We start from the raw sequence: 14,566 nt of genomic DNA, 5'->3' as shown, positions 1-14,566 counted from the left end.
AGGTTCGGAACATGAGACGAGCTGTCTGCCCAGGATCCTTCGACCCCATCCACAATGGCCACCTTGAGGTCATTGCCCGGGCTGCGGGCCTTTTTGATGAAGTTCTCGTTGCGGTCTCCACCAACCCGGCCAAGAAGTACAGGTTCGCATTGGAAGATCGGCTGGACATGGCACGGGAAACCCTGGCCTCGCTGAAGGGCATCGTGGTGGAACCCGTAGGGGAGGGACTTCTCGCGGAGTATTGCCGCCAGCGCGGCGTCTCGGCGATCGTCAAGGGACTCCGGTCCTCTTCGGATTTCGACTACGAGCTTCCCATGGCCACCATGAACCGCCAGCTCAGCGGCGTGGAAACAGTGTTCCTGCCGGCCGAGGCCCACTACATTCATTTGTCATCCACCCTGATCAAGGAAGTTGCCGGCCTGGGCGGCAATGTCTCGGAATACGTACCCAGGTCCGTGCACCGGCGGATGCTTGCGGGCGAGCCGGCGCCGGAACAGCAGCAGAGAGGGTAGGCTGGTCCGGTACTTCGGCGCCGCCGGCTGCCTGGTTTGAGTCCCCGTGGCTCTTCAGGCTAAGATGGTACGTCGGTCATATGTTCAACAGGAGTTCTCATTAAACGAGATGCTGGTTCGCCCCTGGCGTTCGACGTCAAGGACCTCGGACGCAGTCCGGGAAGCATGCGGACACTGAAGGAACATGTACCCGCACCGGGTGATCTCGGTGTGGCGCTTATTGGTGTTCAGGAAGGCTCGGATATCGAGCTGGATCTGAGGCTTGAGGCCGTACACGAAGGAATTCTGGTATCAGGAACCGCCCTTGCCGGGGTAACCGGTGAATGTGGTCGATGCCTGGATCCCCTTGCGTATGACCTTGAGGTCAATGTGCAAGAACTTTTCTTCTATGAAGGCGTGGAGCTTTCGGACGGAGAAGATGATGAAGAGCAACGTCGAGTCGAGCACGATGTAATCGATCTTGAACCGGTGTTGCGGGACGCGGTTGTCACCAATCTGCCGTTCCAGCCGGTGTGCCGGGAAGACTGCCAGGGCCTTTGCTCCGAATGCGGAGCGCGCCTGGAAGACGAGCCGGGGCACCACCACGAGGTCTTGGATCCTCGCTGGGCTGCCCTAGCTGATATGGCTAAGCCTGACCGGCAAAATTGATTTGTACGTGTTTGTCTAGAGAGAAATGAGTTAGCCGTGGCTGTTCCCAAGCGGAAAATGTCTCGCTCGAATACCCGCGCCCGCCGCTCGCAGTGGAAGGCGACCGCCCCCCACCTGGTGAAGACCGTGGAGAATGGCCAGGTTACCTACAGCCTGCCGCACCAGGCAAAGGTCGTTACCGACTCGGCCGGCACCGCGCTGTTCCTTGAGTACAAGGGCCGCAAGGTCGCGGACGTCTAATCGGCCCTCCGGCTGACATGATGTCTTCAACTGAAGAGCTTTTGAAGCGTCTCGGTGTCTCTATTGACGCCGGGACGCTTCGTCTTGCGCTCACGCACCGTTCCTACGCCTACGAAAACGGCGGCATCCCCACGAATGAGCGGCTCGAATTTCTGGGCGACTCCATCCTGGGGTTCTCCGTCACGGACGCTTTGTACCGGGACAACCCGGACCTTCCGGAGGGAGATCTCGCGAAGCGCCGCTCTGCCGTGGTCAGCACCCGTGCCCTCGCCGGCATCGGCCGGAGCCTCGGCATTGGCGACTACATCTACCTCGGACAGGGCGAAAAGCTCACCGAGGGCAAAAACAAGGCCTCCATCCTGGCTGACACCATGGAGGCGCTGATCGGTGCCACCTACGTCTCCAACGACATCGAGACGGCCCGTCAGCTGGTGATGCGCCTGATCGGGCCCCTGCTCAAGGACGCCGCCGCCCTGGGCGCGGGGACGGACTGGAAAACCAGCATCCAGGAACTGGCAGCCAGCCGCCAGCTTGGCACCATCCACTATGCCGTGGACGGCTCCGGGCCCGACCATGCCCGGGTCTTCGCCGCTGCCCTGCACATTGGCGGCAAGGCTTATGGCAAAGGCACGGGACATTCCAAGAAGGAAGCGGAGCAGGAAGCTGCCGCCGACGCCTGGCGGGCCCTTACCGGCAGCGCCGGTTCCGCGCCGGCCGGCAAGTCTCCCGGTTCCGTAGCCGCCAAGTAGCCGGCGTGCCTGAACTTCCCGAGGTTGAGGTGGTCCGCCGCGGCCTGGTGAGCTGGGTCCGCGGCAGGACCATCGAACACGTGGAAGTCCTCGACCAGCGCTCGATCCGCCGTCACGCGCTGGGTACCGAAGACTTCGTCGGAAACCTCCAGGGTGCAACCGTTGCGGACGTGGTGCGGCGGGGCAAGTTCCTCTGGATGCCGCTGCTTGATGCGGCCGCAGGGGCTGAGGAACCCGACGGCGGCCCGCGGGTGGCGCTGATGGCGCACTTGGGCATGAGCGGCCAGCTGCTGATGCAGGACGTCAGTGTCCCCGACGAGAAACACCTCAAGGTACGGTTCCGGCTGAGCCCGTGCGAAGGCATGCCGGAACAGTTGCGCTTTGTGGACCAGCGCATCTTTGGTGGCCTGTTCGTCACGGCTCTGGTTCCAACGGACGACGGCGGCCCGGGTGGCCTGGCTGAGTTGCCCCTGCCGCTGATCGCAGAGGAGGCGGCGCACATTGCCAGGGACCCCCTGGATCCGGCGTTTTCCTTCGACCTCTTTTACCGGCGCCTCCGCAAACGCAGGACAGGACTGAAGCGGGCCCTGCTGGACCAGGGCCTCGTGTCAGGCATCGGAAACATCTACGCGGACGAGTCCCTGTGGCGTGCCCGGCTCCACTACGCCCGGCCCACCGACACCCTGCGCCGTGCGGAAGCGGAGAGGGTACTGGGCAGCGCCCGTGAGGTCATGCTGGATGCGCTGGCCGCGGGCGGAACCAGCTTCGATTCGCTGTACGTCAACGTCAACGGCGCTTCCGGCTACTTCGACCGGTCCCTCAACGCCTACGGGCGGGAAGGCCAGCCCTGCAGGCGCTGTTCCGCTGCCGGAATACACGCAACCATCCGCCGAGAGCAGTTCATGAACCGTTCCTCGCACACCTGTCCCGTGTGCCAGCCCCGTCCCCGCAACGGACGCTGGTAGTTCAGGCCGCGCAACCGGTCCAATCCGCGGCCTTCCTGCCGCTAAGCAGTAGATTTGGTGCAGGGAAGCATCCGTCCCAGCCATCCAGGAGATCCAAAAGCCTTGCACCTCAAAAGCCTTACCGTTCGGGGGTTCAAGTCCTTTGCGTCCGCCACCACCTTCAACTTCGAACCAGGCGTCACTGCCGTGGTGGGCCCTAACGGTTCCGGAAAGTCCAACGTGGTGGACGCCCTGGCGTGGGTCATGGGGGAGCAAGGTGCCAAGACCCTGCGCGGCGGCAAGATGGAAGACGTCATTTTTGCCGGTACTTCCGGCAGGGCGCCGCTCGGGCGCGCCCACGTCTCGCTGACCATCGACAACGCCGATGGCGCCCTGCCCATCGAATACAGCGAAGTCACCATATCCCGGACACTCTTCCGCGCCGGTGGTTCCGAGTACGCCATCAACGGTGCGGGATGCCGGCTGCTCGACATCCAGGAACTCCTGTCCGATTCCGGCCTGGGCCGGGAAATGCACGTCATCGTGGGCCAGGGGCAGCTGGACCGGGTCCTGCACGCCACCCCTGAGGACCGGCGTGGGTTCATTGAGGAAGCTGCAGGCATCCTGAAACACCGGCGCCGCAAGGAACGGACAGTCCGCAAGCTCGAAGCCATGCAGGCGAACCTGCAGCGCCTCACGGACCTCACGGGGGAGATCCGCCGCCAGCTGACCCCGTTGGGCAAACAGGCCGAGGTGGCCCGCCGCGCCCAGCGCGTCCAGTTCGACGTCCGCGACGCCCGGGCACGGCTTCTCGCCGATGAGCTCGTCCTGCTGCAGGAAGCACTGGAGCAGGACGTTGCTGACGAAGCCGCGCTGAAGTCCCGGCGGACCGCCGTCGCGCAGGAACTGGAAACCGGGCGCCGGCAGCAGGCTGCCCTGGAGCAGCTGGCAGCGGAAGCAACCCCGAAACTGAACGCGGCGAGGGACACCTGGTACCGGCTGACCGCTGCCCGTGAACGGCTCCGTGCCCTCGGAACCCTCGCGCAGGAGCGAAGCCGCCTGCTCGGGTCCAGCGAGCCCCCGCCAGCCGGCCGGGATCCGGAACAACTGGAGCGGCAGGCCGCCCGGGTCCGCGGGGAACTTGCCGAGCTCGAACGCCACATTTTGGATAAACGCAGCAGCCTTGAAGCCTCCAGCGCAGCGAAGGCAGAGGCAGAGTCGGCCGCCCTTGCCGAAGACAAGCGCCTCACCGCCGTGCTCCGGGCAGCGGCTGACAGGCGTGAAGGACTGGCACGGCTCGCCGGACAGGTCTCTGCCGCAAGGTCGCGCGTCGAATCGGCGCAGGCCGAGCTGGGCCGGCTCCGGGAATCCCAGGCTGCCGGGATGGAACGGCGGGCCAAGGCCCAGTCCGAGTTCACGGCGCTGGAGAACCAGGTGGCGGGCGTCGAAGAAGGGGAAGAATCCCTTGACTCCGAGTACGAGGCCGCCGGGGCAGCCCTTGATGCAGTGCTCCAGGACATCGCAGGCCTCAAAGCCGCCGTGAGCGAGGGAATTAGGAAGCGCGACGCCCTGGCCGCGCGCCGGGATGCCCTGCAGCTCGGACTGAACAGGAAGGACGGGGCAGCGCACATCCTGAAGGCGGGAATGGCCGGGGTACTGGGAACCCTCGCGGCGGAACTGACAGTGGAACCGGGTTATGAAACCGCAATAGCCGCCGCCCTGGGCGAAGCGTCGGAGGCGGTCCTCGTACGGGACCCCGGGGCGGCAGCACGGGCCGTTCAACTGCTCAAGGACGACGACGCCGGGAGGGCCGCGTTCCTGCTCGAACTGGCAGGTGCGGCCCGGGAGGCCGGGACCGGCGGGTTCCCGGCGCTGCCCGAAGGAGCCCGCCGGGCCGTGGAACTGGTGCAGCACGCCGGGCGTGCAGCCGCCGCGGTGAGGCACCTGCTGGCCGCCGCCGTCGTTGTCGCTGACACTCAGGCGGCCGCCGCGCTGGTGGCTGCCCGCCCCGGCACCACCGCGGTAACGCGGGCGGGAGATGTCTTCACCGCGGTTTCAGCCGCGGGCGGATCAGCGAAGGCGCCATCCCTCCTTGAGGTCCAGGCTGCACTGGACGACGCCGACAGCCGGCTCGCAGCCGTCACAGCGGAGCTGGAGCGGAACCGGTTCGCCCTTGCCGCGGCTGAGGCCCGGCGTGTCGGGGCGCAGGAACAGGCGGACGCCGCCCTTGACCGGCTGCACGAATCCGACGCCAGGCTGGCAGCGGTAGCGGAACGGCTGGGGTACCTCAACTCCGTACTTCGCAGCGCGGTGGGGGAGAGCGACCGGCTGGCCGCGTCGCTGGCAAGGGCAGAAGCAAACGTGGTGGCCGAGCAGGAAGCGCTTACCGCCGTGACCGCCCGGCTCGCCGCAGCACAGGAGGCGCCGCTGGAGCAGGAGCCCTCCACTGAACACCGGGATGCGCTCGCCAGGACCGCCGCAGCCGCCCGGGCGGCCGAGGTTGAGGTCCGGCTGGCGCTGCGCAGCGCCGAAGAGCAGCTCGCCGCCACCCGGAACCGGGTGGAATCGCTGGAACGCGCCGCTGCCACCGAGCGCCGCGCCCGGGAAGAAGCAGCAGAGCGGGCCCGCCGCCGCCGTGCCCAGGCGAAACGGGCTGCCGCCGTAGCTGCCGCCGCAGAGCTGGCCCTGCGGTACATGGACGTGTCCGTGGACCTGGCACGGCATGAACGCGACCTCGCTGAAGAGAACCGGGAACAGCGTGACAAGGAACTGCTGAACATCCGGACCGCCAATGACTTCCTGGCGCGGGAGCTGGCCGAACTGACGGACAATGTCCACCGCGACGAGCTGGCCCGCACACAGCAACGGGCCCGCATTGCAGCACTGGAAACACGGTCCATCGAGGAGCTGGGGATCACCCCGGATGCCCTGGTGGCGGAATACGGGCCTGCGGTTCCTGTCCCGGTCCCTGCCCGGGAAAGCGGCGACAAGTGGGCCGCGCTGCGGGCCCCGGTGGATTCCAGCGGAGCGGAAATCATTGAGGGAAAGCCGTATGTCCGCGAGGAGCAGGAAAAGCGGCTCAGGAAAGCAGAACGCGACCTGGCCAGCCTGGGCAGGGTTAACCCCCTGGCACTGGAGGAATTCGCCGCCCTTGAGGAGCGCCACCAGTTCCTCAGCACCCAGCTGGAGGACCTGAAAGCCAGCCGGAAGGACCTCCTGGACATCATCAAGGAAGTGGATGACCGCGTCCAGCGTGTTTTCACGGAAGCCTTCGAGGATACCCAGGCGCAGTTTGTGAGCGTATTCGCACGGCTGTTTCCCGGCGGAGAAGGACGGCTGGTGCTCACCGATCCCTCCGACATGCTTACCACCGGCATCGAAGTCGAAGCCCGCCCTGCGGGAAAGAAAATCAAGCGGCTTTCGCTTCTCTCCGGCGGCGAGCGCTCGCTGACCGCGGTGGCCCTGCTGGTGGCGATCTTCAAGGCACGGCCGTCACCGTTCTACGTGATGGACGAAGTGGAAGCGGCCCTGGACGACACGAACCTCGGCCGGCTCATCACTATCTTTGAAGAACTCCGGAAATCCAGCCAGCTCATTGTCATCACCCACCAGAAGCGGACCATGGAAGTGGCGGATGCACTCTATGGTGTGACCATGAGGGGCGACGGCGTCTCCACCGTCATCAGCCAGCGCCTGGGCCCCGAGGTGTAGGCAGGACGCACGGCGTTCAGCTGCGTCTGCGCCGCCCGTAACGCCCGCCCCGTTATGAGAAGCTAGGGGAGTGAACGACATCCTCCCCATAATTCTGTCCATTGTTGCTGCCTTGGCGGTTATTGGCGGACTGATTCCGGTCCTGCTCAAAACGCGGAAAAACATCACCCAGTACCCCGGAACCCGGGACGCCAATGATCCTGTCCTGCCCCGCAGCGGAAGCACAGCCGTTGAGGACCGCCCGGGCCCGCCGACGGACCGCAGGGCGCCGGACGGGGTGGACCTGGAGGGGCTTGATACCACCACGGTCCCCGATGATGCAGCCGGGCTGGAAGCCATTCCCGTGGACACGCCAATGCCGGTGGCCGGCAGGCTTGTGCGCCTTCGCGGACGGCTGGTGCGCTCCAACAACGTCATGGGCAAGGGACTGCTGGCACTGCTCTCCAGTGACAGGATCGACGAAAACGTCTGGGACGAAGTCGAGGAAACCCTCCTGCTGGCGGATCTTGGCACCGAACCTACCATGCAGCTCGTGGACGCACTCCGGGAGCGCGTCAAGGTGCTGGGCACCCGTACCCCCGAACAGGTCAAGGTGCTGCTCCGGGAAGAACTCATCAAGCTTGTCGACCCCACCATGGACCGGACCCTGAATGTCCAGCGCCATGCCGACAGGCCCGCCGTCATGATGGTTGTCGGCGTCAACGGCGTGGGTAAGACCACTACTGTCGGCAAACTCGCGCGCGTGCTGGTGGCTGAGGACAAGGACGTCATCCTTGGCGCCGCGGATACCTTCCGGGCTGCCGCCGCCGAGCAGTTGGCAACCTGGGGCCAGCGTGTGGGTGTTCCCACGGTGAAGTCGGACATTCACGGCGCGGACCCGGCGTCGGTGGCCTACGAGGCCGTGAAGGCAGGCATTGACCAGGAAGTCGACGTGGTGATGATCGACACCGCGGGCCGCCTCCAAAACAAGGTGGGCCTGATGGACGAACTGGGCAAGGTCAAGCGCGTGGTGGAAAAGCTGGCTGAGGTGGACGAGGTCCTCCTGGTGCTCGACGCAACCACCGGCCAGAACGGCCTGAACCAGGCACGCGTGTTCTCCGAGGTGGTCAACATCACCGGAATCGTCCTGACCAAGCTGGACGGTACGGCCAAGGGCGGGATCGTCGTCGCCATCCAAAAGAGCCTTGGTGTTCCGGTCAAGCTGATCGGACTCGGTGAAGGTGCAGACGACCTCGCCCCGTTCGAGGCGGAAGCATTCGTTGACGCCCTGCTGAACTAGGGCGTGTCAGCCGCCTCCGGTGCCTTGGCGGTCTTAAGGGTCTCACGGGTGCCGAGCCAGGTGCAGGCCGCAACCAGCATGATGCCGCCCGTCACGCCGAACGCCCAGCCGTAGCCCAGCCAGTCCGCAAGCACACCCGCCAGCACCGGCCCAACGATCGCGCCGACGTCGGACGTCATCTGGTAGACCGCCAGGACCTTGCCGCCGGACCTCCCGTTGCCGATCACATCGGCGACCGCTGCCTGCTGGGCAGGTCCGAACAGTCCGGATCCGACGCCGGCCAGCGCCGAAGCCGCCAGGAACCACGCCAGATCCCCGGCGAAGCCGATCCCGGCCGTCGACGCGGCAGCCACAAACAGGCCCGAGACCATCATGGGCTTGCGCCCCAGGCTGTCCGCCAGGCGGCCCGAGAAGGTCAGCGCCGCGGCGTTGCCCGCGGCGAACACCGCCAGGGCAAGCCCTGCTGCCTCGGGTCCGGCCCCAAAGACCGCGGCGGCAAACAGCGGAACGGTGGCCATACGGACCCCGAAAGTGGCCCACCCGTTGGCGAAGCTGGACACCAGGGCGGCGCGGTACGCTCCAGTCCCCAGGGCCTCTCCCAGCTTCATCGCCGGATCCCGCTGCTCCGCCTCGGCGGTTCCCCGGCGCTCGTGGCTCAGCTGCGTCTGGACCACAAGCGCGGCCACTGCCAGGGCCGCGGCGTAGGCCAGGAAAGGTACCCGGAGGCCGAACCCTGCGAGCAATCCGCCCACAATGGGACCGCAGACATTGCCGATGAGGAACGCCGAGGCGTACGCGCCGGACACCCTGCCGCGGCTTTCCGGAGGCGCCAGCCGAATCACCAGCGCCATGGAGGCCACGGTGAACATGACTGACCCTGCACCGCCGAGGCCACGGAAGAGCAGCAGCTGCCAGTAGTCCTGGGCGAACGCGCACGCCGCCGTGGAAAGCGCCACGATCAGCAGCCCCGCGACGTAAACCGGCCGCTCGCCCAGCTTGCCGATCAAACTTCCGCCCGCCGGCGCAAACACGAGCCGCATGAACGCGAAGATGGCCACAATCACCGACGCTTCGGTGTTGCCCACCCCAAACGTGGTGGCAAACTGCGGCAATACGGGCGCAACAAGCCCGAACCCCAGCGCAATAAGGAACGCGGCGACGAGCATCACCTTGATGTCGCGGGGTAACCGGTCCCGCTGCTGCCGGAAACGGGCCCGGACCCTGGCTGTGGCGCCGCTTCCGCGGGGTGCTGCCGTCATGATGCGCAAATCCTTGCAGTCTTGAGTGCCGGGTGCCGGCGAAAACGATGAAACACAACGGTAACAAGCCAGATATGCACCATTTACTTCCTAGAGGTTGTTGTAACAGCCCGGCAATCTAAATCCTCCGCGGGCGAAACACGGCGCGCACAAACTCATTACAGGACGCGAAAAGGCGTTGGCAGGCGGAGGACTCCGCATTATTCGATCAGGAAGGACGTGCGCCATGGAACTAACCCCAGGTCACGTATGGATCATGGTGTCGGCAGCCCTCGTGCTGCTCATGACACCGGGTCTGGCATTTTTCTACGGCGGCATGACCCGAGCCAAGGCCGCGCTGAACATGATGATGATGAGCTTCATTTCCATCGGCATGGTGGGCGTCGTCTGGGTCCTTTGGGGCGCCTCCATGAGCTCCGGCGAGGGATTCCTGCAGATCGTCGGCAACCCGTTCGCCACCTTCGGCCTCGAAGGTATCGACACTCCTGATGGGCTGATCAAGATTGGCTACGCTGCCACGTTCGCCATCATCACTGTCGCCCTGATCAGCGGCGCCATCGCCGACCGGGCAAAATTCGGCGCCTGGAGCGTTTTCGTGCCCGTTTGGGTCACCCTGGTTTACTGCCCCCTGGCCTACATGGTCTGGGGCGGCGGTCTCTTCGGCCCCGAAGGCGCTGTGGGCCAGGCCCTCGGCCCCGCCATCGACTTCGCCGGCGGCACCGTGGTCCACATCAACGCAGGTGTCGCAGCACTGGTACTCGTCCTCATCATCGGCAACCGCAAGGGCTTCGGCAAGGATCCCAACCACCGACCGCACAACATCCCGTTCGTGATGCTCGGTGCTGCCATGCTGTGGTTCGGCTGGTTCGGCTTCAACGGCGGCGCCGCGGCTACCGCCGAACAGGGCGGCCTCATCTGGGTCAACACCCTTGCAGCACCGGCTGCCGCAATGCTCGGCTGGCTGGTCACCGAACGCATCCGTGACGGACACCCCACCTCCCTTGGTGCAGCATCCGGTGTGGTTGCCGGTCTGGTGGCCATCACCCCCGCCTGCGCCAACGTCAGCCCCGTCGGCGCCCTCGGCCTCGGCGTAGTGGCAGGCGTTGCCTCCGCCCTGGCGGTGGGACTGAAGTTCCGCTGGGGCTTTGACGACTCGCTCGACGTCGTCGGCGTCCACCTCGTTTCCGGCATCATCGGCACCGTGGCCCTCGGCTTCATCGCACTGCCCGCCGACGGCGTGGGCGGGGGCCTCTTCTACGGCGGCGGCATGACCCAGATGTGGGCACAGCTTGCGGCGGCCGGCATTGCCATCGCCTACTCCGCAATCCTGACCGCCCTCATCGCCCTGGCCATTCACAAAACCATGGGTTTCCGGGTCTCGCAGGAACAGGAAACGGTGGGTGTGGACCTCAGCCTGCACGCCGAAACTGCCTACGAGTTCGGTGTTGGCGGCCACGGCGGCACCTTCCAGCCGCTGCATGACATGATCACGGGCAAGACCCAGCCGGAAGCCGCGGAGGTTTCCGCAGCCACGCCGGGCGACCGGAAGAACCAATCAGCCACAGGCAAGGAAAGCGTGGGGGCATGAAACTGATCACCGCAATCGTCAGGCCGGAAAAGCTTGAAGCCATCCGGGAAGGCCTGGAGTCCTACGGCGTGCAGGGCCTGACGGTCAGCGCGGCCAGCGGCTACGGCCGGCAGCGTGGCTACACCGAGGTGTACCGGGGGGCCGAGTACAACGTCGACCTCCTGCCGAAAATCCGGGTGGAAGTCCTTGCAACCGACGAGCAGGCCGATGACATCCTGGACGTCATCATCGCGAGCTCGAACACGGGCCGGGCGGGGGACGGCAAAGTCTGGACCATGGACGTCTTTGAGGCAGTGCGGGTCCGGACCGGGGAACGCGGAGTCGCCGCCATCTGAGGCGGAAACTAACCCGGCTAAAGCACCAACAGGGAAGCGGGCAGGAAACCTAAGGGTTTCCTGCCCGCTTCTCTGTTGCCCGCCTCCGCTTAGGAGCCCGCTGGGGCCAGCTGATCAGGCTTCCCGCCCTACTCAGCCCGCGCGGTACCTGCCCACGACGCCGGCCCGGACGATCCGGCGTCGTACTCCTCCAGCGGAACTGTGCCCTCCTGCCATGCCTTCAGGACCGGCTCGACAATCCGCCAGCAGTCCTCCGCCGTATCACCCCGGACCGAAAGCAGCGGATCGCCGGCCAGCACCCCCTCCAGCACTTCACCGTAAGGCAGGAGTGCAGAGGCGCTGAGTTCGGCTTCCAACGTGATCCGGCTAAGGCTGAGGATGTCGCCGGGACCGTTCACATCGACGTCGAACTGGAGTGTGTCCGGCCCGAAGCCGATCCTCAGCTGGTTTGGCGAGTCCACGCCCGTAAAGCCCTGGGGAAGGTGGGGGACCGGCCGGAACGTCACCACGGCCTCCTTGCGCTTGGCGCCCATGGCCTTGCCGGAGCGCAGGATGAATGGAACGCCCTTCCAGCGCCAGCTATCGATCCCCACCTGGATCTGCGCCAGGGTTTCGGTGCCGCGTGAAGCATCCACACCCTCCTCCCCGGCGTAGTCCGGCACTTCCTTCCCGCCAACGGTTCCGGCTGTGTAGCGCGCCCTGTGGGTGGAAGCCGCATAGGGGGCGCGCACGCTGCTGGCGCGCAGGACCGTGGAAACGGCGTCGCGCAGGTCCCGTTCACTGATGCTCGACGGCGGCTCCATTGCCATCAAAGCCATAATCTGGAGCAGGTGGCTCTGGATCATGTCCCGGAGTGCGCCAGCGCCGTCGTAGTAGCGCGCCCGGCCCTCCAGCGCGAGATCCTCGTCGAAGATAATCTCCACCTTTTCCACGTGCTGACGGTTCCAGACCGGCTCGAGGAAGTTGTTGGCGAAACGCAGGCCCAGGATGTTCAGCACCGTTGCCTTGCCGAGGAAGTGGTCGACCCGGTGGATATGGTCCTCCGGTACCAGCTGCACCAGGGTCTGGTTCAGCGAGCGCGCTGATTCCTCGCTGGAGCCGAAAGGCTTTTCCATGACCAGCCGCGTTCCGGCCGGAACCTGCCCGGGCCGGAGTGCCTCGCAGGCAAGCTGGCTGATTCGGGGCGGCAGGGCGAAGTAGATAGCAGTGGGACCGTCCAGCGCAGCGAGCAGCGATGCCAGCGCCCCGTCCGCCGTGACGTCCAGCTGGTGGTAGACCGTCTCCTTTTCCAGGTCCTCCAGTGCCTGCAGGCCATCCGGGCCCGCGGACTCGGCGGAGGCCGCAAAGGACGTCCGAACCCTGTCCCGCCACTGTTCCGGGGTCCAGGGATCTGACCCTGCCCCGACGAGCCGGAGCCCGGCCGAGCGGCCCGTTGCCACCAGCCGTGCCAGACCGGGCAGGAGCAGCCGGCCGGTAAGGTCGCCGGAAGCGCCGAGGATGAGCAGGGTTTTCACTGTTGTTTGGCTCGTCATTTTGCCAGCATGCCACCTTGCGGGCCCGAGTTGGTACCCTTGATAGTCGAGTCCCGATCATCCACTGAAAGAAGTGCACGGCGCGTGTTCAATTCACTCTCTGACCGGTTGACAGCAACCTTCAAAAATCTCCGCGGCAAGGGCCGCCTCACTGAGGCCGATGTTGACGCCACAGTGCGCGAGATCCGCCGCGCCCTCCTGGACGCCGACGTTGCCGTCCCCGTTGTCCGTGAATTCACAGCCCGGGTCCGCGAACGCGCCCTCGGCGCCGAAGTCTCCGGTGCTCTGAACCCCAGCCAGCAGATCGTCAAGATCGTCAACGAGGAACTGGTGGAGATCCTGGGCGGCGAAACACGCCGCATCCGCCTGGCCAAGAACGGCCCCACCATCATCATGCTGGCCGGCCTCCAGGGCGCCGGCAAGACCACCCTCGCCGGCAAGCTGTCCAAGTGGCTGAAGGCCCAGGGTCACAGCCCCATGCTGGTGGCCTGTGACCTGCAGCGCCCCAATGCCGTCACGCAGCTCCAGGTGGTTGGCGAGCGGGCCAAGGTGCCCGTCTTCGCGCCCCACCCCGGAGCAACGTACTCCGAGCTTGAGCACCCTGCCGGGGATCCGGTAGCGGTGGCCCGCGCCGGTGTTGAGGAAGCACGCCAGAAACTTCACGACGTCGTCATCGTGGACACCGCGGGCCGCCTGGGCGTCGATGCGGACATGATGGAGCAGGCACGGCAGATCCGCCGCGCCATTGTTCCCAACGAAGTCCTGTTCGTCATCGATGCCATGATCGGCCAGGACGCCGTCAACACGGCCCTCGCCTTCGATGAGGGCGTCAACTTCACCGGCATCGTGCTGTCCAAGCTGGACGGCGACGCCCGCGGCGGTGCCGCCCTCTCGGTCGCGTCGGTCACCGGCAAGCCCGTGATGTTTGCGTCCACCGGCGAGGGCCTGGACGACTTCGAACTCTTCCACCCGGACCGGATGGCCTCCCGCATCCTCGATATGGGTGATGTCCTCACGCTCATCGAGCAGGCCGAGAAGTCCTGGGACAAGGACGAAGCCGCCAGGATGGCGAAGAAGTTCGCCGACCAGGAGGACTTCACCCTGGACGACTTCCTGGCCCAGATGCAGCAGATCCGCAACATGGGCTCCATGAAGAAGATGCTCATGATGATGCCGGGCGCGCAGAACATCCGCCAGCAGCTCGAGCAGTTCGACGAGCGCGAAATCGACCGTGTCGAAGCCATTGTCCGGTCCATGACGCCGCACGAGCGCGTGGCTCCCAAGATCATCAACGGGTCCCGCCGGGCCCGCATCGCCCGCGGTTCCGGTGTGCACGTCTCAGAGGTCAACGGCCTTTTGGAGCGTTTTGCGCAGGCCCAGAAGATGATGAAGAAGATGGCCCAGGGCGGGATGCCCGGCATGCCCGGGATGCCGGGCATGCCCGGTGCGGGCGGCGGCGCGCGGAAGAACGCAAAGAACGCCCCCAAGAAAAAGGCCAAGTCCGGCAACCCTGCAAAGGCTGCGCAGGAGCGTAAGGATGCCGAAGCCCGCCGCGCAAACGCTGCCAAGGCACTGCCCACCGGAGCCGCCTTCGGCCAGCAGGGAGGCGACTTCGACCCTTCCCAGTTGAACCTGCCCAAGGGCTTTGACAAGTTCCTCGGCAAGTAACACGTCCGCAACCAGTCCCCGCCAAGGGTCGTTGTGAAGGGTTCACAGCGACACCGGGCGAAGCCCGGCTGTGAAGTCGGCGGAGTCGAATAGGGTTGGGT

General features: G+C 65.8%; 12 protein-coding genes. 10 read left to right on the top strand and 2 right to left on the bottom strand.

Annotation, left to right across the window (positions count from 1 at the left end):
- Positions 1–11: 11 nt before the first annotated feature.
- The 7 genes from coaD to ftsY all read left to right on the top strand — a co-directional run bounded on the left by coaD (position 12) and on the right by ftsY (position 8,083).
- Entirely contained in the window at positions 12–512 is a 501-nt protein-coding gene (gene coaD, locus AC5RTE_RS03365; protein ID WP_494039965.1) for a pantetheine-phosphate adenylyltransferase, read from the top strand.
- 123 nt (positions 513–635) lie between these two features.
- On the top strand, positions 636–1,160 hold the full coding sequence (locus tag AC5RTE_RS03360) for a YceD family protein (protein ID WP_494040149.1): 525 nt from the start codon (positions 636–638) through the stop codon (positions 1,158–1,160).
- Between the two features lie 36 nt (positions 1,161–1,196).
- The gene (gene rpmF, locus AC5RTE_RS03355) at positions 1,197–1,400 is read left to right on the top strand and encodes a 50S ribosomal protein L32 (protein ID WP_009356569.1); all 204 of its coding nucleotides are present in this window, start codon (positions 1,197–1,199) and stop codon (positions 1,398–1,400) included.
- 20 nt (positions 1,401–1,420) lie between these two features.
- On the top strand, positions 1,421–2,149 hold the full coding sequence (gene rnc / locus AC5RTE_RS03350; protein WP_494040148.1) for a ribonuclease III: 729 nt from the start codon (positions 1,421–1,423) through the stop codon (positions 2,147–2,149).
- A gap of 5 nt (positions 2,150–2,154) precedes the next feature.
- Positions 2,155–3,114 carry a bifunctional DNA-formamidopyrimidine glycosylase/DNA-(apurinic or apyrimidinic site) lyase gene (mutM, locus tag AC5RTE_RS03345; protein ID WP_494039964.1) on the top strand — a complete coding sequence of 320 codons (960 nt, stop codon included), beginning with the start codon at positions 2,155–2,157 and terminating at the stop codon, positions 3,112–3,114.
- A 102-nt stretch (positions 3,115–3,216) separates the two neighbouring features.
- A complete protein-coding gene (gene smc / locus AC5RTE_RS03340) occupies positions 3,217–6,804 on the top strand; it encodes a chromosome segregation protein SMC (RefSeq protein WP_494039963.1) in 3,588 nt (1,195 codons plus the stop codon).
- 70 nt (positions 6,805–6,874) lie between these two features.
- Entirely contained in the window at positions 6,875–8,083 is a 1,209-nt protein-coding gene (gene ftsY / locus AC5RTE_RS03335; RefSeq protein WP_494039962.1) for a signal recognition particle-docking protein FtsY, read from the top strand.
- Here ftsY and AC5RTE_RS03330 read toward each other — a convergent pair.
- Positions 8,080–9,342, bottom strand: coding sequence for an MFS transporter (locus tag AC5RTE_RS03330; protein ID WP_494039961.1), 1,263 nt, complete (start codon positions 9,340–9,342; stop codon positions 8,080–8,082). The genes ftsY and AC5RTE_RS03330 overlap by 4 nt on opposite strands.
- 226 nt (positions 9,343–9,568) lie before the next feature.
- Between AC5RTE_RS03330 and AC5RTE_RS03325 the strand changes: the two genes are divergently transcribed.
- Together AC5RTE_RS03325 and AC5RTE_RS03320 are read left to right on the top strand one after the other, a co-directional pair.
- Positions 9,569–10,930, top strand: coding sequence for an ammonium transporter (locus AC5RTE_RS03325; RefSeq protein WP_494039960.1), 1,362 nt, complete (start codon positions 9,569–9,571; stop codon positions 10,928–10,930).
- Positions 10,927–11,265, top strand: a complete 339-nt coding sequence (locus AC5RTE_RS03320; RefSeq protein ID WP_050687078.1) for a P-II family nitrogen regulator — start codon at positions 10,927–10,929, stop codon at positions 11,263–11,265. Before AC5RTE_RS03325 ends, AC5RTE_RS03320 begins: the two co-directional genes overlap by 4 nt.
- 128 nt (positions 11,266–11,393) lie before the next feature.
- On the opposite strand, the gene AC5RTE_RS03315 is transcribed toward AC5RTE_RS03320, so the two are convergent.
- Positions 11,394–12,797 (bottom strand): glucose-6-phosphate dehydrogenase, encoded by a 1,404-nt coding sequence (locus tag AC5RTE_RS03315; RefSeq protein WP_494039959.1) that lies wholly within the window; start codon positions 12,795–12,797, stop codon positions 11,394–11,396.
- 84 nt (positions 12,798–12,881) lie between these two features.
- Between AC5RTE_RS03315 and ffh the strand changes: the two genes are divergently transcribed.
- Positions 12,882–14,465, top strand: coding sequence for a signal recognition particle protein (gene ffh, locus AC5RTE_RS03310; protein ID WP_494039958.1), 1,584 nt, complete (start codon positions 12,882–12,884; stop codon positions 14,463–14,465).
- The last annotated feature ends 101 nt before the right edge of the window (positions 14,466–14,566 follow it).

This window comes from Arthrobacter sp. K41, assembly GCF_059089645.1.
Note: the sequence above shows the minus strand (reverse complement) of the source record. Positions and strands in the feature narration are given on the sequence as shown.